The 20,920-nt window shown below is 70.8% G+C and carries 15 protein-coding genes and 1 riboswitch; of the genes, 10 read left to right on the top strand and 5 right to left on the bottom strand.

Annotated elements, in window-relative coordinates:
* Positions 1-236 precede the first annotated feature (236 nt).
* From ACIBH4_RS16020 to rpe, 9 genes are all read left to right on the top strand, one after another.
* The gene (locus tag ACIBH4_RS16020) at positions 237-1,730 is read left to right on the top strand and encodes an amidohydrolase family protein (RefSeq protein WP_362767359.1); all 1,494 of its coding nucleotides are present in this window, start codon (positions 237-239) and stop codon (positions 1,728-1,730) included.
* 157 nt (positions 1,731-1,887) lie between these two features.
* Complete coding sequence (locus tag ACIBH4_RS16025; RefSeq protein ID WP_399172249.1) at positions 1,888-4,041, top strand: primosomal protein N'; 2,154 nt, start codon at positions 1,888-1,890, stop codon at positions 4,039-4,041.
* A 49-nt stretch (positions 4,042-4,090) separates the two neighbouring features.
* Positions 4,091-5,749 carry a hypothetical protein gene (locus ACIBH4_RS16030; protein WP_362507089.1) on the top strand — a complete coding sequence of 553 codons (1,659 nt, stop codon included), beginning with the start codon at positions 4,091-4,093 and terminating at the stop codon, positions 5,747-5,749.
* Between the two features lie 40 nt (positions 5,750-5,789).
* Entirely contained in the window at positions 5,790-7,166 is a 1,377-nt protein-coding gene (locus ACIBH4_RS16035) for a hypothetical protein (protein WP_362507086.1), read from the top strand.
* A gap of 71 nt (positions 7,167-7,237) precedes the next feature.
* Positions 7,238-7,786: a peptide deformylase gene (def, locus tag ACIBH4_RS16040; RefSeq protein WP_350948063.1), complete on the top strand. Its 549-nt coding sequence runs from the start codon at positions 7,238-7,240 to the stop codon at positions 7,784-7,786.
* 5 nt (positions 7,787-7,791) lie between these two features.
* Complete coding sequence (gene fmt, locus ACIBH4_RS16045; RefSeq protein ID WP_362767362.1) at positions 7,792-8,721, top strand: methionyl-tRNA formyltransferase; 930 nt, start codon at positions 7,792-7,794, stop codon at positions 8,719-8,721.
* 5 nt (positions 8,722-8,726) lie between these two features.
* Positions 8,727-10,169 carry a transcription antitermination factor NusB gene (locus tag ACIBH4_RS16050; protein WP_362767365.1) on the top strand — a complete coding sequence of 481 codons (1,443 nt, stop codon included), beginning with the start codon at positions 8,727-8,729 and terminating at the stop codon, positions 10,167-10,169.
* Positions 10,170-10,307: 138 nt separating this feature from the next.
* Positions 10,308-12,161 (top strand): asparagine synthase (glutamine-hydrolyzing), encoded by a 1,854-nt coding sequence (asnB, locus tag ACIBH4_RS16055; RefSeq protein ID WP_362507077.1) that lies wholly within the window; start codon positions 10,308-10,310, stop codon positions 12,159-12,161.
* A gap of 233 nt (positions 12,162-12,394) precedes the next feature.
* Complete coding sequence (gene rpe / locus ACIBH4_RS16060; RefSeq protein WP_362767367.1) at positions 12,395-13,057, top strand: ribulose-phosphate 3-epimerase; 663 nt, start codon at positions 12,395-12,397, stop codon at positions 13,055-13,057.
* 230 nt (positions 13,058-13,287) lie between these two features.
* On the opposite strand, the gene ACIBH4_RS16065 is transcribed toward rpe, so the two are convergent.
* From ACIBH4_RS16065 to ACIBH4_RS16085, 5 genes are all read right to left on the bottom strand, one after another.
* Positions 13,288-14,271, bottom strand: a complete 984-nt coding sequence (locus tag ACIBH4_RS16065; RefSeq protein WP_362507303.1) for an oligopeptide/dipeptide ABC transporter ATP-binding protein — start codon at positions 14,269-14,271, stop codon at positions 13,288-13,290.
* A 71-nt stretch (positions 14,272-14,342) separates the two neighbouring features.
* A complete protein-coding gene (locus ACIBH4_RS16070; RefSeq protein ID WP_362507071.1) occupies positions 14,343-15,344 on the bottom strand; it encodes an ABC transporter ATP-binding protein in 1,002 nt (333 codons plus the stop codon).
* 14 nt (positions 15,345-15,358) lie between these two features.
* Positions 15,359-16,339, bottom strand: a complete 981-nt coding sequence (locus tag ACIBH4_RS16075) for an ABC transporter permease (RefSeq protein WP_362507068.1) — start codon at positions 16,337-16,339, stop codon at positions 15,359-15,361.
* Between the two features lie 218 nt (positions 16,340-16,557).
* Complete coding sequence (locus tag ACIBH4_RS16080; protein ID WP_362507064.1) at positions 16,558-18,342, bottom strand: ABC transporter substrate-binding protein; 1,785 nt, start codon at positions 18,340-18,342, stop codon at positions 16,558-16,560.
* Positions 18,343-18,358: 16 nt separating this feature from the next.
* Positions 18,359-19,360, bottom strand: a complete 1,002-nt coding sequence (locus ACIBH4_RS16085) for an ABC transporter permease (RefSeq protein WP_350948071.1) — start codon at positions 19,358-19,360, stop codon at positions 18,359-18,361.
* Between the two features lie 324 nt (positions 19,361-19,684).
* Here ACIBH4_RS16085 and ACIBH4_RS16090 point away from each other — a divergent pair, with 324 nt between their 5' ends.
* On the top strand, positions 19,685-20,500 hold the full coding sequence (locus tag ACIBH4_RS16090) for an oxygenase MpaB family protein (protein ID WP_362767371.1): 816 nt from the start codon (positions 19,685-19,687) through the stop codon (positions 20,498-20,500).
* Between the two features lie 127 nt (positions 20,501-20,627).
* Positions 20,628-20,758: riboswitch (FMN riboswitch) on the top strand.
* Positions 20,759-20,920 lie beyond the last annotated feature (162 nt).

A 20,920-nucleotide genomic window follows, 5' to 3' on the forward strand; every position in this document is an offset into this window, starting at 1 on the left:
TGCGGGAGCGGTGCAGGGGATGCGGGAGCAAGGGGCATCGGCTTCGCTTCTCCCCGTATCGGTTCCGGCGCGGTGCGCGAGGTTGACTGGGAAGGCGGTGCGCGACGACGGCCGAAAAATCCGGGAGAACCGGAAAGAAGGGAAGGAAGCGAGGAGAGGGGATGCGCGACGACGGCCCGGGGAAAACGCCGGTACCCGAGGGAGCGTGCGTCGGATTTCCGCCTAATCTCTGCCTTATGTCCTCACCGTCTTCTCGCCTGCTGTTGCGCAACGCGCGACTGGGTCCCGGTGGCCCGTTGCGCCATGTCCTGATCGTCGGCGGCCGGGTCGCGGAGGTGGCCGCGGAGCCGCCCCCCTGCGACGAGTCGGTCGACGCCGGGGGTGCCACCCTCCTGCCGGGCCTGTGGGACGCGCACGTGCACTCCGTACAGTGGGCGCAGGCCCGGCGCAGGATCGATCTGACCTCGGCGCGGTCGGCGCGGGAGGCGGTCGACCTCGTCGTCTCGTGGGCCGACACATCCGGTACGCCTATCGCGTCCGGCGGGTCCGGTGCGTCCGGGTTCACGGTCGGCTACGGCTTTCGCGATGGCCTGTGGCCGGACACGCCGCACAAGTCGATGCTCCAGGCGGCGGCACCCGACCGTCCGATCGTGCTGGTGAGCAACGATCTGCACACCGCCTGGTTCAGCCCGGCCGCGCTGGCGGTGGTCGGCAGGGGCGGGCATCCGACGGGGGTGCTGCGCGAGCGCGACTGCTACGACGCGATGGCGGAGATGCCCCCGCCGCCGCAGGACGAGTTGGATCGCTGGGTGGCCGAGGCCACCACCGCGGCCGCGGCGAGGGGCGTCGTGGGCGTGCTGGACTTCGAGTTCGCCGACAACGTCACCGACTGGACCCGGCGGGTGGGGACGCAGCGGATCGACGTCCGGGTCGGCTGCTCGATCCCGGTGAACCGGCTGGAGGAGGCGATCGGCCGCGGGCTGCGTACCGGCGAGCCCGTCGCCGGTGCGGGGGGCCTGCTGGAGGTCGGACCGGTCAAGACGTTCGTGGACGGGTCGCTGAACACCAGGACCGCCTACTGCGAGGACCCGTACCCCGGCGGCGAGGCGCGTGGGCTGCTGGAGACGGCGCCCGAGGAGTTGTACGGCGTGATGGTCCTGGCGGCCGGGCACGGGATCGACCCGGCGGTGCACGCGATCGGCGATCTGGCGGTGGGCATCGCGCTGGACGCGTTCGAGCGGGTCGGCTGCCCGGGGAGGATCGAGCACGCGCAGCTCGTCCGCCCCGAGGACTTCGGGAGGTTCGCCAGACCGGGGCTGGTCGCGGGCGTGCAGCCCGCCCACGCGCCGGACGACCGCGACGTGGCCGACCTGCACTGGCGGGGACGGACCGGCAGGGCCTTCGCCTACGCCGACCTGCTGGCGGCCGGAGCGGTCGTCGAGCTGGGCTCCGACGCCCCGGTGGCACCGCTCGACCCGTGGGACGGGATCGCCTCCGCCGTGGCCAGGACCGACGACGAGCGGCCGCCGTGGCACCCGGAGCAGGCGATCCCGCTGCCGGTGGCGCTCGCGGCGGCCGCCAGAGGACGTACGGGGGTGCGTCCGGGCGACCCCGCCGACCTGGTGATCACTGAGTACGATCCGGCCGGGCTGGACGGGGACGGCCTGCGGCACATGCCGATCCTCGGCACCCTGCTCGGTGGCCGCTGGACCCACCGCCGTTCCATTTGACCGGCCTTGCGGGCGATCGCGCCGGGTTCGCCTCTCGCCGTCAGCGGCTCGGGACCGGGTTGCCGCAGGTACGGGGACCTGGCCGTCAGAGGCACGGGACCGGCCCGTCCTCCCGCCGTCGTCTGGAGGGGGTGCCCGGGTCTGGTAGGACAGGTGGGTGACCCACGCCAGCCCCTCGCCGGACGACGACGCCCTGCTGCCGCTCGACGCGGTCCGTGCGCGGCACGTGCCGGGCGGTCCCACGAGGGCGCGGGGTGGCCGCGCCGGGACCGTGAGGGCCGCCAGGGTGGTCAGGGCCGCAGGGACGGCCAAAGCCTCCGGGGTGGCCGAGCCGGTGAGAGGGGTGCCGGAGCCGGCCGCCGAGCTGCCGGTCGCGAGGGTCCTCGTCGACACGCCGCTGCCGCACCTCGACCGGTTGTTCGACTATCTCGTCCCCGCCCCCCTGGACGCCGCCGCCGTGCCGGGGACCCGGGTCCGCATCCGGTTCGCGGGCAAGCTCGTCGACGGGTTCCTGCTGGAGCGGGTGGAGACCACCGAGCACGAGGGCAAACTGACCCGCCTGGAGCGGGTCGTCTCAGCCGAGCCCGTGCTCACCCCGGAGATCGCCGCGCTGGCCCGGGCCGTGGCCGACCACTACGCCGGGACCATGGCCGACGTCCTGCGCCTCGCCATCCCGCCCCGCCACGCGAGGGTCGAGGCCGAGACCCCCACCCCGGCCGCCCAGGATCCGGTGCGGGGAGAGGGGCCCGGGCCGTGGGCGGACTACTCGGAGGGGGAGGCGTTCCTGGCGGCCCTGGCGAAGGGGGGCGCCCCCCGCGCGGTGTGGACGGCCCTGCCGGGCACCGGGGAGAGCGGGCCCACGTGGCCGGAGGCGGTCGCGGTTGCCGTACGGGAGACCCTGGGCGGGGGTAGGGGAGCCCTCGTGGTGCTTCCCGACGGTAAGGACGTGGGTCTGCTCGACGCGGCCCTGAGCGCCGTTCTGGAGCCCGGCGCGCACGTGGCCCTCACGGCCGACCTCGGACCCGCCGAGCGCTACCGGCGATGGCTGCGGGTGTCCAGGGGGCAGGTGCGGGTCGCGGTCGGGACGAGGGGAGCGGCGTTCGCCCCGGTCAGGGATCTCGGGCTCGCGGTCATCTGGGACGACGGCGACGACCTGCACTCCGAGCGGCTCGCCCCCTACCCCCACGCCAGGGAGGTTCTCGCCCTGCGTGCCCACCGGGTGCGAGCGGGCCTGCTCATCGGGGGATACGCCCGCACGGCGGAGGCGACCAGGCTCATCGCGGCGGGCTGGGCCGGGCCCATCGTCGCGACCCGCGCGACGGTGAGGGCGAGGGCGCCGAGGGTCCGTCCGGCGGGGGAGGACTCGGAGCTGGCCAGGGACGAGGCGGCGAGGGCCGCCCGGCTGCCCAGCCTCGCCTGGCGGGCCCTGCGTGCCGGGCTGGAGAGCGGTCCCGTGCTGGTGCAGGTCCCCCGCCGGGGCTACCTGCCCGCGCTGGCCTGCCAGAGCTGCCGGGCGACCGCCCGCTGCGGGCACTGCGGCGGCCCGTTCGCGCTGCGCGGCGGCCACGTGGCCCCGTACTGCCGCTGGTGCGGCCGGATCGCGGGTGACTGGCGCTGCGCGTCCTGCGGCGGCGCCCGGGTGCGGGCCCTGGTGGTCGGTGCCCGCCGCACGGCCGAGGAGCTGGGGAGGGCCTTCCCTTCGGTAAAGGTCAAGACGTCGGGCAGGGACGGGGTGCTCGCCACGGTCGGCGCGGGCCGCGCCCTGGTGGTGGCCACCCCGGGCGCCGAGCCGGTGCCCGAGGGAGGGTACGCGGCGGCGGTGCTGCTGGACGGCTGGGCGCTGCTCGGCAGGCCCGATCTGCGCGCCGCGGAGGAGACGCTGCGCCGGTGGATGAACGCGGCGGCCCTGCTGCGGGCCTCGGCCGAACTGGTCGTGCTGGCCGACTCCTCACTCGCCGCCGTACAGGCTCTGCTGCGCTGGGATCCGGTGAACCACGCCGAGAGAGAACTGGCCGACAGGACAGAACTCGGTTTCCCCCCCGCGGTGAAAATGGCGACGCTCACCGGGTCTCCGGCGGCGGTGCGGGAAATGATCGGCGAGATGACCCTGCCGGTGGGGGCGCAGGTGCTCGGCCCCGTTCCCGTGGCCTCTCCCAAGGGGGATCAAGTGCGGGAACGTGCCATGGTGCGGATCGCGCGAGACTCGGGAGCGGCGCTGGCCGCGGCGCTGAAAGGGGCCGCCGGAGTACGCTCCGCGCGCAAGGCGGCGGAGGTGGTCAAGGTGTGCATAGACCCCCTAGATGTGATTTGAGTTGTTTCCCCGATTCGCGGTGCTGGCAGTAAGCCGTTAATTTTCCCCTGTGTCGATCGAATGGGTGAATCGGGCCGTAGACGACCTGCGCGCGTGGGGGCGTGCGCACAGCCTTGACGTTGACGTGGACGAGGTGCGGCTGCTCTGCGACTACGCGAGTGACTATCTGGACGTGAACGAGCTGGGTGACTTCACCCCTGTCACCTTCGAGGAACTGCTGCTCAACATCTATCCGCGCAAGGTCATCGCCCCCCCGGAGAGCGCCCCGGAGACCGTCGCCGCCGCCCGCACCCTGGTCGACTTCCTGCTCGCCACCGAGGAGATCGGCGGCAAGATGGCCGTCCGGATGAGGAGCGTCCTCGACCGGATCGAACCCGAGATGCCCATCGCACTCGCCGACACCTCCCGGTTCGGCATGGCCAAGAGCCTCTTCAGCGCGATCGGCGCCGACTCGCTGGAGCAGGACGCCGGGAGCGCGATCCTCTCCGTCTCCGCGGTGCGCGAGGAGCCCGCCGTCGAGCACTGTGACTGTCCCGGCTGCTCGCCCCTTCCCCCCGTACGCCTGGCGCCCCGCGAGACACTCGTCCAGAGCGCCCTGCGGGTGCCGCTGGTCACCGACGCGCGCAGGCTGGTCCAGTGGATGCTCGCCGGCGGCCGCACCCCGACCCTCAAGGGCCGCCTGCGGGTCCGTGACGCCGGCGAGGCGGCCGCCCAGCTCTCGGTGGCCGACCCGGGGCTGCTGTGGGAGCTCGCGGTCCACACCGGCCTGGTCCAGGTCGAGGGCAGCGCGATCTTCGACGGCGAGGACTTCGATCCGCTCGAAATCTGGGCCGCCACGGTCGAGTTCGTCGTCGAGAAGGACACCGGCGGCGCCGTGACGGGCGACGTCTCCCTCGACGAGGAGCTCTACGGTCTGTGCGACATGCTCTACCGCCTCCAGGCGCCCGTGCCGATCCCCCTCGTCGGGGAGTATCTGGAGGAGATCGGCCTGGTCGAGGGCGGCGAGATCGACGTTCCCGAGGCCGTCAGGCGGCTCGCGTACTGCGGGATGGCCGAGCCGGGTGACGAGCTGCTCGAACTCACTCCGCTGGCCCTGTGGGGACTGCGCGAGCTCTACACCGACCTGGGCGTCGAGGCACCCGAGGCGGCCGATCTGACCACCGCCGACGCGCCCGAGCTCATCGAGGGGCTGCTTTCCGGAATGCCCGCCGAGATGGCCGAGGCCGATATCGGGGGCTGGCTGGAGAACAGGACACCGGCGCAGGCGGTCACCGAGTTGTTCGGTTCCGTCTCCGGCGCGCCGTCGGTCGCGAGGGGCATCGCGGTGACGATCGTCGACCGTCTCGGCCCCGACGCGGAAGAGGCGGTGCGCGCCTTCCTGGAGGAGCCCGAGCTGCGCCCGCACGCCATCCACTGGCTGAGTTCGCGCGGCCTGGCGGCTCCCACGCTCACCCAGGAGGAGATGCTCTGGATGAGCGTGGACATGCTCGCCCTGGCCATGCCCGCCGCCGAGGAGGATCCGGAGACGTTCGCCGAGAACATGTCCGCCTCAGGCCCTCCGCCACACGTGATCGAGGAGATGTGGAGGGTCGACCATCCGGAGGTCGTCGACGTCCTTGAGCTGCTCGGACGCTCTCTCAGAGATCACGGAGCGGCCAAGGCGGCCCGCAAGGCGGCCTTCAAGGCACGTTCCCGCGCCATCGGCTGAGCCGTGTATGCGTGAGGCGCGAGTGCAGTAAGTTTCACGAGTGGCAAAGAGCGGGAACAGTGGGAACGTCTTCGACATCGGCGAACTGCGCAGGCTGGTCGACGAGCTGGGAACGGCGCCACGCGAGCTGCGGGCGGCCGTTCTTGAGGAGTCCGTCGCCACCACGGGCCGAGGTCGCCCCCCACGTGGCGACGCGCTGAGCTTTCCCCCGGTCGACCTCGCCACCGACGAGGAGCTGGCCGCGCACGTCCCGCACGTGCCGCTGGTGATCGACGCACAGCGTGTGGCCGTCTGGACCGGCACCCGCCGGGTGACCCCCGAGGGCCTGCTGCCCGACCCGTTCACGCCGTGCGCCGAGCTCGGACTGCCGGGCCCCGCGCGGTTGCACCTGCTCTGGGTGGTCGCCGTCAACACCGGCATGCTCCGCATCTCCCGTGGCGAGGTGACGCCCGGCCCGCTCGTGCTCTCCTCCGACCTGCCGCCCCGGGCGCTGCTGGGATTCTGGGACGGCGTGGTCATGGACGTCCTCGACCGTGCCGACGACGACCTGACCGGTTCCCCGGTGATCGACGACCATCTGGCCGAGATGCTCGCCACGCTGTACGCCGTGCGCGAGGGGCTGTCCACCGCGACCCTGGTGAAGGGCATCCTGCAGTCGCACCAGGTGGCCTGCGGTGCCCGCCAGGTGGAGATGCGGGTGCTGACAGGCGCGCTTCCCGCCCAGCTGGAGTCGGCCCTGTCGCTTCTGAGCTACTGCGGACTGGTGGAGACCTCGCGGTCAGGACGGCCGAGGCTGACCCCGCTGGGCATGTGGGCCGTCCGCCAGGATCTGATGCGGGAGGGCCACGACGCGCCGACGGGCGCGGAGGTCGCCGTCTTCACCGACCTGGGCGCGGCGGAGCTGGTCGAGGCGATCATGAAGGGTTCCGCCGCGCCCAGCGCCGTCACCGTGTGGCTGGAGTCCCGCCACCCCGAGGCCGCCGCCCGCGAGCTGGTCAAGGTCGCCGCCTCGGGTACGGCCGGCCGCCGTGGCGCCGTGGGCACGATCCTGGAGGAGCTCGGCCCCGAGGCCGAGGTCCCGCTCAGGGAGGCGCTCTCCGAGCCCGCCATGTGGCGCTACGCCGCCTCCTGGCTGCACATCCGCCACCTGTCCGCGCCCGCCCTCACGCCCGCCGACAACACCTGGCTCGCGGTCGACTCGCTCGCCTCGCTGCTCGAGCGCGGCGACGCCTCGGAGGCGATCTGTGAGTTCGACGCCCTAGAACCCGGTGAGGACCTCGTCCGGGTGATCGAGGAGATGGCGCTGGTGGACCACCCGGACACCTTCGCCGTCCTGGATCTGCTGGGTTCTCGCCACGGTGACGCGGCGGTGGCCAAGTCCGCCCGCAAGGCGGCGATGAAGGCCCGCTCCCGCTGAGTGGAAGGCCCGGGGGAGGCGGCCGTCGCCCTTAGACTGGGCGCATCCCATGAAGTGTGAGGAGACCCCTGTTGTCCATTCAGCCGATCCGTCTTTTCGGCGATCCGGTGCTGCGCACTCCCGCCGACCCGGTCAAGGACTTCGACAAGGAGCTGCGCAAGCTCGTCAAGGACCTCACCGACACGATGATGGACGCGCCGGGAGCCGGGCTGGCCGCGCCGCAGATCGGGGTCGGCCTGCGCGTCTTCACCTACTACGTGGACGACCAGCTCGGGCATCTGATCAACCCCAACCTCGACCTGTCGGAGGACAAGGACGAGGAGGGCGAGGAGGGCTGCCTGTCGTTCCCCGGCCTGTCCTTCCCCACGCCCAGGTCGATACGGGCCGTGGCGACCGGTTTCAACATGCACGGCGAGCCGGTGACCCTGGAGGGCACCGACCTGATGGCCCGCTGCTTCCAGCATGAGACCGATCACCTGGACGGCGTGCTGTTCATCGACCGGATGGACGCCAAGCAGCGCAAACTCGCGATGAAGGCGATCCGCGAGGCCGACTGGAGCGGGCTGTCGGCCCCCACGTTCAAGTTCTCCCCGCACGCCACCCAAGGGAAGGCTCTGTAGGAACCTTGCGACTGGTCTTCGCCGGAACTCCGGACACCGCCCTGCCCTCGCTGCGGGCACTGATCGACTCGCCTCGCCACGACGTCGTCGCCGTCGTCACGCGCCCGGACGCCCAGTCGGGCAGGGGCCGCAAGGTCCATCCGAGCCCCGTCGCCGAGCTCGCCGAGGAGGCGGGCATCGAGGTGCTCAGGCCGCCCAAGGCGGGCGGCCCGGAGTTTCTCGACCGGCTCACCGAGCTCGCCCCCGACTGCTGTCCGGTGGTCGCCTACGGTGCGCTCCTGCCGCAGGCCACCCTGGACATCCCTCGGTACGGCTGGGTCAACCTGCACTTCTCGCTGTTGCCGGCCTGGCGCGGCGCGGCGCCGGTGCAGCACGCCGTGCTCCACGGCGACGAGATCACCGGTGCGGCCACCTTCCAGATCGTCAAGGAGCTGGACGCGGGGCCGGTCTACGGCGTGGTGACCGAGGAGATCCGCCCCACCGACACCAGCGGGGAGCTGCTCGCCCGGCTCGCCGAGTCCGGTGCGGGGCTGCTGGCGGCCACCCTCGACGGGATCGAGGAGGGCAAGCTGGAGGCCGTGGCACAGCCCGCGGAGGGGGTGAGCCTCGCCCCGAAGATCAGCGTCGACGACGCGAGGGTCGACTGGTCCGCCCCCGCGATGCGGGTCGACCGCCTGGTCCGCGCCTGTACCCCCGCCCCGGGCGCGTGGACCGAGTTCCGCGGCGGGCGGATCAAGCTGGGTCCCGTGCGACCGGTTCCCGACGCCTCCGGCCTGGCCCCCGGCCAGATCGTGGCGTCCAAGAACTCCGTCCTGGTCGGCACCGCCACCTACCCGGTCGAGCTGGGCGAGGTGCAGCCGCAGGGCAAGCGCCTGATGGGCGCGGGGGAGTGGGCCCGCGGCGTGCGGCCCACCGACGAGGATCGGCTGGCCTGAAGATCATGAGCAGTGGTAACGGCCGTAACGTCCCGCGCGGCGGGGGTCACGGCCCGGCGGGCGGTTCACGCGGCGCCGGAGGCAGGGGCAGAGGCGGGCGCCCGCCCAAGCCGGTCCGCGACGAGGCGCGCAACGCCGCGTACGACCTGATGCGCGCCGTCGACGAGCGGGACGCCTACGCCAACCTGCTGATGCCCGCGCTGCTGCGCGAGCGCCGCCTTTCCGGGCGCGACGCGGGCCTGGCCACCGAGCTGGCCTACGGCACCCTGCGCGGCCTCGGCACCTACGACGAGGTCATCGCGGCCTGCAGCGACCGGGCGCCCGAGGACGTCGACCCGCCGCTGCTCGACGCCGTCCGCCTGGGCGTGCACCAGCTGCTCAGGACGCGGGTTCCCCCGCACGCCGCCGTCGGCACCACGGTCGACCTGGTGCGGCTGCGCGTGGGCATCGGCGCGTCGAAGTACGCCAACGCCGTGCTGCGCAAGGTCTCCACCCGCTCCCTGGAGCAGTGGATCCCGATCGTGGCGCCCGACCTGGCCGAGGACCCCGTGGGTCACCTGGCGGTGGCCCACAGCCACCCGAGGTGGATCGTCGACGCCCTGCGCGACGCGGTGGGCGGTGACTTCGACGAGACGGCCGCCCTGCTCGCGGCCGACAACGAGCGTCCCAAGGTGACCCTCGTCGCCCGCCCGGGCCGCTCCTCGGTCGCCGAGCTTCTCGACGCGGGTGCGGAACCCGCCAGATACTCCCCGTACGCGGCCTATCTGGCCGAGGGCGACCCCGGTGCGGTCCTCGCCGTGGCCGAGTCGCGCGCGGCCGTGCAGGACGAGGCGAGCCAGCTCGTCGCGCTCGCTTTGACGCGGGTCCCGCTGGAGGGCTCCGACTCCCGCTGGCTCGACCTGTGCGCGGGTCCCGGTGGCAAGGCGGGCCTGCTCGACGCCATCGCGACCCAGCAGGGCGAGGCGCGCCTGCTCGCCGCCGAGCTGCAGTATCACCGGGCGCGGCTGGTGTGGCAGACGACCCGGCAGGCCGCGGTGATCACCGCGGACGGCACCGCGCCCGCCTGGCGGCCGGGGGTCTTCGACCGGGTCATGCTCGACGCCCCCTGCACCGGCCTGGGCGCGCTGCGCCGCCGTCCCGAGGCCCGCTGGCGTCGCGATCCCCGGAGCCTTCCCGAGCTGGGCAGGATCCAGCGTGCCCTGCTCGACTCGGCGATCGACGCGGCGCGTCCCGGTGGGGTCGTCGCGTACGTGACCTGCTCGCCGCACCTGGCGGAGACCGTCGCCGTGGTCGGCGACGTCCTGCGGCGCCGCGACGACGTCGAGGCGCTGGACGCCCGCGACCCGCTTCCCGAGGTCGAGGGGCTGGGCGAGGGGCCGTACGCGCGGTTCTGGCCGCACCGGCACGGCACCGACGCGATGTTCCTCGCCCTGCTGCGCCGCCGCTGAACGAGCGCCGCCCTCCTGGCGAAGGAGGGCGGCTGAGGTCATCGCCGCAGGTCAGAGGGCATTATCTGGGCATATATCGACACCTAGGGCTGTTCGACTGAATGTAACTGCTTCCGAGCAGGATGCGGGGTTGTCGAAATGTGCGGAATCTGCGGATGGGTGGACTTCGAGCGCGATCTTCGACAGTCACGGGCCGCCGCGCAGGCCATGACCGACACCATGGCCTGTCGTGGACCCGACGACGAGGGGCTGTGGCTCGCCCCGCACGCCGCGATAGGTCATCGGCGTCTGGCCGTCATCGACATCGAGGGCGGGCGCCAGCCGATGATCGCCGATGAGGACGGGCAGCCACTCGCCGTCCTCACCTACAGCGGCGAGATCTACAACTTCGTCGAGCTGCGCGCGGAACTGATCGCCCACGGCCACCGTTTTTCGACCCGGAGCGACACCGAGGTCCTCCTGCGGGCCTACCTCGAATGGGGTGAGGGCTTCCCCGAACGGCTGAACGGCATGTTCGCCTTCGCGATCTGGGACGCCCGCCGCGAGGAGCTGCTGCTCGTCCGGGACAGGATGGGCATCAAGCCGCTGTACTACCACCCGCTCCCGAGCGGCGTGCTGTTCGGCTCCGAGCCCAAGGCGATCCTGGCCAACCCCCTGACCGGGACGCCCACCGTCGACGCCGACGGCCTGCGCGAGCTGATCGCCTTCGTGAAGAACCCGGAACGCGCCGTCTACCGGGACATGTACGAGGTGCGCCCCGGCCACACCGTCCGGGTGACCCGCGACTTCCTGTGCCGGCGCCCCTACTGGCACCTGGAGGCCCACGAGCACCCCGACGACCTCACCACCACCGTCGGGACCGTGCGCGAACTGCTGAACGACATCGTCACCCGTCAGCTCGTCTCCGACGTGCCGCTGTGCACCCTGCTCTCCGGGGGGCTCGACTCCAGCACCATCACGGCGCTCGCCGCGCTCGGGCCGGAGGGGCAGGGGGGAGGGAAGATCCGGTCGTTCTCCGTCGACTTCACCGGATACAGCGAGAACTTCACGCCCGACGAGATGCGCGACACCCCCGACACGCCGTACGTGCACGACGTCGTACGGCACATCGGCTCCGAGCACGCCGACATCGTCCTGGACTCCGCCGATCTCATGGACCCCGCGGTGCGCGCCGCGGTCCTGAGGGCGCGTGACCTGCCGATCGGCATCGGGGACATGGACACCTCCCTCTACCTGCTGTTCCGCGCCATCCGGGGCCACTCCACGGTGGCGCTGTCCGGCGAGTCCGCCGACGAGGTCTTCGGCGGCTACCGGTGGTTCTTCGACCCCGAGGCGGTCTCCGCCGACACCTTCCCGTGGCTGGTGTCCCCGGGGTTCGGACGGTTCGCGGGTGTGGGGGCGCTCCTCGACGAGGATCTGATGCGCAAGCTGGACATACCCGGCTACCGTGCCGACAGCTACCGGCGGGCGCTCGACGAGGTGCCCCGGCTGCCGGGCGAGGAGGGCCTGGAGCGGCGCATGCGAGAGATCTCCTACCTGCACCTCACCCGGTTCGTGCAGATCCTGCTGGACCGCAAGGACCGGATGAGCATGGCCGTCGGGCTGGAGGTCCGGGTGCCGTTCTGCGACCACCGGTTGGTGGAGTACGTCTTCAACGCCCCCTGGGCGATGAAGACGTTCGACGGGCAGGAGAAGAGCCTGCTGCGCGCCGCCGCCGCGGACGTCCTGCCGCCCTCGGTCGTCGGGCGCCGCAAGAGCCCCTACCCCTCGACGCAGGACCCCACCTACGAGAAGGCCGTCCGCGCGGAGGCGGCCCGGCTGCTCGGCGGCGACCACTTCGCCGCCGCGCCGCTCGTCGACAGGGAGAAGGTACGGGCCGTGATCGACCGGCCGGAGACGGGCGGCGGTCCGGGGGGAGGCCGGGCGTCGCTGGAGGGACTCCTCCAGTTCAACGCCTGGCTGGAGAGATACCGCGTCCGGGTCGACATCTGACCCGCGTCTCCGCGCCGCCCGTCCGCCGAGGTACGGGGCCGGCCTGGCCTCGGTCGGTCAGGGAGTGTCCTGTCCCAACGTTCGTGTGGCGTTGTGAGCCGTCCGGCGGAGGAGGCGTCCCGCCTCACGGGCACCTCGTCCGGTGGAGGGGGCCGTGTCCCGCCTCATGGGCACCGGCCCCGCCACAGGGGGAGAACGGGCGGCGAGGCCCCCGCCGCTAGAATCGGCCAATTATGGCCGTACAGATCTCGCCCAGCCTCCTGTCCGCCGACTTCGCCCGCCTCGCCGAGGCGGCCGCTGCGGTACCCAACGCCGACTGGCTGCACGTGGACGTCATGGACAACCACTTCGTGCCCAACCTCACCCTTGGGCTGCCGGTCGTCGAGTCTCTGCTCAAGGCGACCTCGACGCCACTCGACTGCCATCTCATGATCGAAGACCCGGATCGCTGGGCACCTGACTACGCCGAGGCCGGCGCCGGGAGCGTGACCATCCACGTGGAGGCGGCCAAGGCCCCGGTGCGCACGCTGCGCCAGATCCGCCAGGCGGGCGCCCGCGCGGGCCTGGCGCTGAACCCGGCCACCCCCGTCGAACCGTACGAGGACCTGCTCGGTGAGATCGACATGCTGCTGGTGATGACCGTCGATCCCGGCTTCGGCGGGCAGAAGTTCCTCGACATCGTGCTGCCCAAGATCCGCAGGGCCCGCGAGCTCATCGGCCGGCACGGCGGGCAGGTCTGGCTCCAGGTGGACGGCGGCGTCTCCGACACGACGATCGAGCGCTGCGCGGAGGCGGGCGCCGACGTCTTCGTGGCGGGCAACGCCGTCTACGGCGCGGAGGACCCGGCCCGCGCGGTCGACGGCCTGCGTGCTCTGGCCACCTCCGCCGAGTCGTGAGCGGCCGGCCGCCGGATCACCGGCCGCTGAGCCACTGAGGCCGACCGCCGAACACCGGCCGCTGATCGACGGATCACCGGCCGGCGGTCGTTGAGCCGCCGAGCCGATGGCACCGGCCGCCGCCTCGGCGGCCGGTACCGGAAAACGGCGGGGATCGACGGGGATCGCCGCCATCGGACCTTCGGGTCCGCGGTCACGGGCCAGGCGTCCCGCGGCGAGACGCCGGACCGTCAGGTCTGCAGCGCCGGGTCCAGCACCACGTCCTGGCCGTGCACGGTCGGCTCCTCGGGGAAGTGGCAGGCTGTCAGGTGACCTTCCCTGTTGCCCTCCAGCCTGAGCAGCGGGGGCTCCTCGGTCGCGCACTTGTCCTGGGCCTTCCAGCAGCGGGTGCGGAAGCGGCAGCCGGACGGCGGGTTGATCGGGGAGGGCACGTCCCCGGCCAGGCGGATGCGCTCGCGCGGCGCCTCGTCCTCCAGCACCTCGGGCACCGCCGACAGCAGCGCGTGAGTGTAGGGGTGACGGGGGCGCTCGTACAGGGAGACGCGGTCGGCGACCTCGACGATCTTGCCGAGATACATGACCGCGACCCGCTGGGAGAAGTGCCGCACGATCGCGAGGTCGTGCGCGATGAACAGGAACGCGATGCCCAGGTCCCGCTGAAGCTGCTGGAGCAGGTTGACGACCTGCGCCTGGATGGAGACGTCGAGGGCGGAGACCGGCTCGTCCGCGATGATCAGCTTGGGGTCGAGGGAGAGCGCGCGGGCCACCCCGATGCGCTGCCGCTGGCCGCCGGAGAACTCGTGCGGGAAGCGGTTGAAGTGCTCGGGGTTGAGCCCGACGATCTCCAGGAGCTCCCGGACCCGCTTCTCCCTGCCGCCGGGGGGGTTGATGCCGTTGATCTCCATCGGGCCGCCGATGATCGTGCCCACCGTGTGCCGGGGGTTCAGCGACGAGTACGGATCCTGGAAGATCATCTGGATCTCGGCCCGGATCGGCTTCAGCTCCCTGCGCGTGGCGTGGCCGATCTCCCGCCCGGCGTACCTGATGCTGCCCGCCGTGGGCTCCAGCAGCCGGGAGGCCAGCCGTCCGGCGGTGGACTTGCCACAGCCCGACTCGCCGACCAGGCCGAGCGTCTCACCGGCGTGCACCGTCAGGTCGATGCCGTCCACCGCGTGGACCTTGCCCACCTGGCGTTTGAAGATGAGGCCGCCCATCACCGGGAAGTGCTTCTTCAGGCCGGACAGCTCCAGCAGCGCCTCGCCGCGGGGTTCACCGGTTGTCTCGCTCACTTTTGGATCTCCCTCTTCTGGGCGAGGGTCAGGTAGCACGCGTCGCCGTGGCCGCGGTGCGGGGACAGTTCCGGCCGCTCGGAGCGGCACAGCTCGGGACCGGCCAGCTTCATGTAGTCGCACCTGGGGTGGAAGGGGCAGCCGGGCGGAACGTTGATCAGGCTCGGCGGGGTGCCGCGGACCGGCCGCAGCGGCACGTCCACGGGGGCGCTCAGGCGGGGCATGGAGGCGAGCAGACCCCAGGTGTAGGGGTGCCGGGGCTCGCGGAGGACCTCTCTCACGGTCCCGCGCTCCACCGCCCGCCCGGCGTACATCACCAGCACGTCGTGCGCGGTGTTGGCGACCACGCCGAGGTCGTGGGTGATCAGGATGATCGAGGCGCCCGTCTGGTCCTGGAGCTCCTTGAGCAGGTCCAGGATCTGGGCCTGCACGGTCACGTCCAGGGCGGTGGTGGGCTCGTCGGCGATCAGCAGGTCCGGGTCGCACACCAGGGCCATCGCGATCATCGCGCGCTGCCGCATGCCGCCGGAGAACTGGTGGGGATAGTCGTCCACCCTGGTCTTCGGCTGGGGGATGCCGACCCGGGTCAGCATCTCGATCGCGCGGTCCCTCGCCTCGGCGCGGCTCGCGCCGGTGTGCTTGCGGTAGACCTCGGAGATCTGCTTGCCGATGGTGTGGTACGGGGAGAGCGAGGTCAGCGGATCCTGGAAGATCATCGCGACCTTGTTGCCGCGCAGCTTCTCCATGGTGGAGTTGGAGGCGCCGATCAGCTCCTCGCCGTCCAGCCGGATCTCTCCACTGATCTTGGTGGTCTCCGGATTGTGCAGGCCTAGCACGGTCAGGTTGGTCACCGACTTGCCCGACCCGGACTCGCCGACGATGCCGAGCGTGGTGCCCTTCTCCACGTCGAAGGAGAGCCCGTCCACCGCGTGGACGACGCCGTCCTCGGTGTGGAAGTCGACGGTCAGGTCACGGACCGAGAGGAAGGGAGTTGACACTTTTTTCAGAACTCCTAGCTCAGCCGGACGCGAGGGTCGATGAAGGCGTACAGGATGTCGACGACGATGTTGAAGAAGACGATCGCGGCGGCCGCCACGAGCACCGTCCCCATCAGCATGGGCAGGTCGGAGCTGTCGACGGCCTTGATGGAGAGCCGCCCGAGTCCCTGTAACCCGAAGGTGGTCTCGGTGATGATCGCGCCGCCGATCAGCGTGCCGAGGTCCACGCCGAAGATCGTGATGATGGGGGTGAGGGTGCCGCGCAGGGCGAATCTCAGCACCACGCTCCGCCCGGACATGCCCTTGGCCCGCGCGGTGCGGACGTAGTCCTCGCTGAGCTGTTCCACCATCGTCGAGCGCGTCATACGGGTGTAGTTGGCGGTGAAGATGATCGCCAGCACCACCCAGGGCAGGGCGAGCCCGCTCGCCCAGGCGACGGGGTTCTCGGTGAACGGCAGATACTGGGGCCGCTGGAGGATCTGGTTCTTGTAGACGAGGAAGTAGAGCGCGAGCGTGCCGATGAAGTAGATCTGCACGGAGGCGCCGATGAGGGACGCCACGCTGGCGATCTTGTCCAGCGGCTTGCCCTGGCGCAGGGCCGCGACGATACCGGTCGCCATGCCGAAGATGAGGAAGACGATCGCCGCGCCGATGGTGAGGGAGACGGTGACCGGAAGCCGGTCCAGGATCGTCTCGAACACCGGCTCGCGGTTGACGAACGAGTAGCCGAGGCAGGGGGCCGGGCAGTGGCCCAGGCTTTCGTAGTCGCGGCCGACGAAGATGCCGGCCAGCCAGGCCACGAACTGGGCGAACAGGGGCTGGTCCAGTCCCAGGTTGTGCCGCGCCTGCTCCAGGAGCTCGGGCGGGCAGACCTTGCCGCAGGCGAGCCTCGCCGGGTCGGCGGGCACGGCGAAGAAGAGGAAGAACGTGACCGCGGAGATGATCAGAAGCGTGACCGCGGCGCCGAGCGTGCGGCGAGTGATGAATGGAAGCATTGCCTGTTTCCCGAGGTGGCTGGGACCGCTGCTGGGGCCTGACGGCCCCTTGGCCGTGGGGGGGGGGGGGGGGGGGGGGGGGGCCGGCCCGCCCCGGGCCCGGGGGGGGGGGGCGGGGGGGGGGGGGGGGGGCGCCGGGGGGGGGGGGGCGGGGGGGGGGGGGGGCCCCCCCCCCCCCCCCCCCCCGCCCGCCGGTGTCTCCTAAGGCTTCGTGGGCGTTACTGCTTCACGAAGATTCTGTTCGGCTGGACGACCCACGACTGCGGGTCGATCTCCGCGCCGCCGATCTTGGAGCCGTGCAGGGTGTTGGCGATCCGGTTCTCGGCGACCACGAGCGGGGTGATCGTCTCCTGGATCTTCTTGTCCAGGTCCATCCACGCCTTGTTCTGGGCGTCGATGTCGGTCATCGCGGTGATCTCGTCCATCTCCTTGGTGAGCGCCTCGTCCTTCAGGTGCGCGTAGTTCGGCGCACCGTCGGCGATCGGGCCGAAGATGACGGGCATGACCGTCGAGCCGGACGGCCAGTCGGCGCCCCAGCCGCCCCAGTACATGTCGAACTCGTTCTTCACCAGGCCGATGGAGTCGTAGTAGGTCTTGCGGTCCAGCGGCTTGGCGACGACCTTGATACCGGTCTTCTCCAGGGCGCTCTTGATCACGACCATGATCTGCTCCTGGAGCGGCGTCTGGTTGTGGGCGAAGACGATGGTCGGCGTCGGGTTGCTCGACTCGGCCAGCAGCTCCTTGGCCTTCTCGATGTCACCCTCGGGCTTGGTCTCCTTGCCGAACAGGTCGTAGGGCTGGTAGCCGACCGTGGTGTTCTCGTTGAGGATGGTGGTCGGCAGCGCGGCCGCCTGCGGGCCACCGTAGACCTGCTGGATCTGCTTGGACGGCCACGCGTAGTTGATGGCCTGGCGGAGCTTTTGGTCCTTCACCCGGTCAAGGTTGAAGTAGTAGTAGTTCCCGTACGGGGAGGGGCTCTTCATCAGGCGGTTGGCCAGGCTGGCGTCGCCGAGCACCTGCTGCAGACGCTCCGGCGGGACCGTCGCGTAGAAGGTGAAGGCGGTCTGGTCCGGGCCCGTGTCCGCGATCAGGCGGTCGGTGATCTGCAGGTTCTCCTGGCCGAACTCCAGACGCCACTTGTCGGGGTAGGCGCCGCGGATCGGGTCGGTGGCCGGGTCCCAGTTGGGGTTGCGCTCAAGGTCGATGGACTTGTCGACCACGTGGTTCTTGATGATGTACGGGCCGCTGGAGACGGGGGCCTTGTCGTACTTCTCCTTGGTGTCCTTCTCCTTGGGGACGATGCCGTAGCCGCCCATGGCGAAGGCGTAGTTGGCGTCCGCGTGCGGCGTCTTGAACTTGTAGACGATCGTCTTGTCGTCCGGCGTCTCGATGCTGTCGAGGCGCTTGCCGTCGTAGGGGCCCTGGTAGGCCTTCTTGTGGTCGGTCTCGGTGAGCCACTGCTGGATGTAGGTCGGGCCCTGGGTGACGAAGGGGGCGAACGTCCGCTCCATGCTCCACTTCACGTCCTCGGACGTGATGGGCGTGCCGTCCTCCCACTTCACCCCGTCCTTGAGGGTGAAGGTCCAGGTCTTGCCGCCGTCGGAGGGGGTGCCGGTGTCGGTGGCGAGGTCGCCGACCAGCTTGTACTCGCTCTTGTCGGTGCGCTTGTAGCCGGTGAGGGTACGCGCGATCAGGAGGGAGAAGTTCGTCTCGGTGTTGACGTAGAGCTGGGCCGGGTCCATGTGGGAGAAGTCGTCCCGGTCGATCATCGTGACGGTGCCGCCCTTGACGACACCCTCCGGCTCGATGGCGGGGCCCTTGGAGTCCTCCGCGGTGCCGACCGTGATGGTCGGCGCCTTGAAGGGCTCCGCGGCGGGGGCGGACGCGCCCGCGGAGCCGCTGGGAGCGGCGGGGGCGCCCTGGTTGCCCTCGGCGCACGCGCTGGTGAGTGCGAGCGCGCCTATGGCGAGTACGGCCATCGCTGACCGCGTACGGACTTTCATCTCTCTCCTATCGGGTCTAACGCTTGAGCTTTGGATCGAAGGCGTCGCGGACCGAGTCACCGAGAAGGTTGAAGGCGATCACGAAGATGAGCAGAGCCGCGCCGGGGAAGATGAGGTAGGTGATGTCGTTCTGGTAGACCTCGGTGCCCCGCAGGAACATCCGGCCCCAGTCGGGAATGGGCTCGATCATGCCGACGCCCAGGAAGGACAGGGCCGCCTCGGCGGTCACCATCGCGGGCAGCAGCAGGGTCGACTGGATCAGGATCGGTGTCCACAGGTTGGGCAGCAGCTCCTTGAAGATGATCCGCGCGGGGGAGGCGCCGGTCACCTTGGCGGCCTCGACGAACTCCCGCTCGCGCATGGAGAGCACCTGGCCGCGCAGCAGCCGGGCGATGCCGGCCCAGCCGAAGGCCGTCAACAGGGTGATGAGCGTCACCGCGCGCAGCCAGACCGGCGTCTCCTCCGAGGGGTCGACGAAGAGGTTCTCCACCACCGGCATGAACGCGATGATGAACAGGGTCGAGGGGAACGAGAGGACGATGTCGATCAGGCGGCCGATGAAGTAGTCGGTTCTGCCCCCGATGTACCCGGCGACGATGCCCATCACGATGCCGATCATCGAGATGAGCAGCGTCGCGGCCATCGCGATCATCAGTGAGGTCCTGATGCCGTAGACGAGTTGCATGAACACGTCACGGCCGAGGCCGGGCTCGACGCCGAACCAGAAGTCCGAGCTCATGCCGCCGTTGGGCAGCACCGGGTAGCCGAAGTCGTTCAGCAGCCCGGGGGTGTCCTGCCCATAGAGGGTGTAGGGGTCCTTTCCGTACAGCCAGGAGATGACCGGCGCGAGGATCGCGACGAGGAAGAAGAAGATCACCACGAGGGCCGAGGCGATTCCGGTGGGGTCGCGACGGAAGCGCAGCCACATCAACTGGCCGGGGGAACGGCCCACCGTCTCCGTTGCCTTCACCGAGAGGGGGTCCTCGGTGGTGGACGCGGCTGGTGCAGGGATGGTCATCGTGCGGGCGCTCCCAACAGCATGGTTGAGCCTGATCCTTGGAACCATCGCAAAGCAGCGAAGGTCAAATCAATGGTCTGCTCCTTACTCATTTTATTGTTGTGTAATTTCCATCTGTTCGTAGCGTCAATTCTGTTGACGTGATGGGGGGGCAAGGTGAAAGAATCGATGCACATAAATGGTGGTTTTCACGGATCTGTGACACTTTGATGACCTGGTCGTGACACCCCTGCCTGGATCTCGTCTCGCTTGTGTCGCGGATTCGAGACATATGCCTCAGACCCCCTCCTGTAACGTCGTCGGTACTTGTTAGAGAGGCGACGCATGGATTACGGCCTGTTCGGACCGGAGTCGGTGACCTGGAAGGTGATGGGCGAGCGAATCCTGCTCGTCGCCGGTTTCCGTGCGTTACTCATGCAGGGGCTGCACCCTCGGGCGATGCGCGGGGTCGCGCAGAACTCCGCGCTCATGGACCCGGCCGAGGCGTGGTCCCGCTTCGTGCGCACCACCGAGTTCGTCCGGGTCCGCGTTTACGGCACGACCGCCGAGGTCGCCCGGGCGGGGGCCAGGGTCCGGAAGATCCACGCCGGCCTCACCGCCCTCGACCTCGACACCGGCGAGCGGTTCCGCCTCGACGACCCCGACGCGCTGCTCTGGGTCCACGTCGGCGAGGTCGACTCCTACCTCTCGGTCGCCCGGCGCGCGGGAGTGCGCCTGAGCGACGAGGAGGCCGACAGGTTCGTCGCCGAGTGGCGTCGGGTGGCCGAGGTGGTCGGCCTGCGCCCCGAGGACGTGCCAGGCTCGGTCGGCGAGATGGACGACTACATCCGGGCCAGCCGTCCCGGCCTCTACTTCGTCCCCGAGGTGGCCCACCCGCTCCTGCGGTCGCTCAACGCGCCGCTCCCGGCTCGCCTCACCGCGCTCAAGCCGATGTTCCCCCTCATCACCGGACTCGCCTTCGCGACCCTGCCGCGCTGGGCCCGCAGGCTGTACGGCCTGCCCGCCACCCCGCTGGGCGACCTGTGGGCGACGGCCTCCCTGCGGGCACTGCACGCCGGGATCGGCCTGGTGCCCGAGCAGGTGCGCTACTCCCCGGACGCGCTGAAGGCGCGGAAGGCGGTCGCCGAGCGCGTGGCGTGACTCGACCAAGTGCTCGCTTGTTCCACATGATGGAAGAGCGTGTCGTCCGGTTTTCCGGACATGGCACACTGGTGGGGGAGGGTGTGCCGTCCGCGGCGCGTCCTTCGATCGAACGAGAAAAGCAGAGCAGCGTGCTCCGGGGTCGGTGAAATTCCGAGCCGGCGGTTACAGTCCGCGACCCGGTCGAAGCCATCGACCGGTTGACCTGGTGAAACTCCAGGACCGACGGTTAAAGTCCGGATGGGAGGAAGCGCGCGAGTGAAGGAGTGTCTTCGGGCACCCTTCACTGATCGGGTGTACGCATCCGTTGATCCCCCGGGGCCCGCCGTGGCGAAAAGCTACTGGCGAGTAGGAGACCTCGGGTGACTGATCCGGCGCGGACGCGCCAGGCGGCCGGGCGTGCCCCTCACGGGCGCGGCG

It is taken from the genome of Streptosporangium sp. NPDC050284 (assembly GCF_044459525.1).
In the GTDB taxonomy this organism is placed as follows: domain Bacteria; phylum Actinomycetota; class Actinomycetes; order Streptosporangiales; family Streptosporangiaceae; genus Streptosporangium.

What these genes read in the sequence shown, in the direction of transcription:
- ACIBH4_RS16020 (WP_362767359.1), top strand. Translation starts at nt 237, where the DNA reads ATGTCCTCACCGTCTTCTCGCCTGCTGTTGCGCAACGCGCGACTGGGT.
- ACIBH4_RS16050 (WP_362767365.1), top strand. Translation starts at nt 8,727, where the DNA reads ATGAGCAGTGGTAACGGCCGTAACGTCCCGCGCGGCGGGGGTCACGGC.
- asnB (WP_362507077.1), top strand. Translation starts at nt 10,308, where the DNA reads ATGTGCGGAATCTGCGGATGGGTGGACTTCGAGCGCGATCTTCGACAG.
- rpe (WP_362767367.1), top strand. Translation starts at nt 12,395, where the DNA reads ATGGCCGTACAGATCTCGCCCAGCCTCCTGTCCGCCGACTTCGCCCGC.
- ACIBH4_RS16065 (WP_362507303.1), bottom strand. Translation starts at nt 14,271, where the DNA reads ATGGGCGGCCTCATCTTCAAACGCCAGGTGGGCAAGGTCCACGCGGTG.
- ACIBH4_RS16075 (WP_362507068.1), bottom strand. Translation starts at nt 16,339, where the DNA reads ATGCTTCCATTCATCACTCGCCGCACGCTCGGCGCCGCGGTCACGCTT.
- ACIBH4_RS16080 (WP_362507064.1), bottom strand. Translation starts at nt 18,342, where the DNA reads ATGAAAGTCCGTACGCGGTCAGCGATGGCCGTACTCGCCATAGGCGCG.
- ACIBH4_RS16085 (WP_350948071.1), bottom strand. Translation starts at nt 19,360, where the DNA reads ATGACCATCCCTGCACCAGCCGCGTCCACCACCGAGGACCCCCTCTCG.
- ACIBH4_RS16090 (WP_362767371.1), top strand. Translation starts at nt 19,685, where the DNA reads ATGGATTACGGCCTGTTCGGACCGGAGTCGGTGACCTGGAAGGTGATG.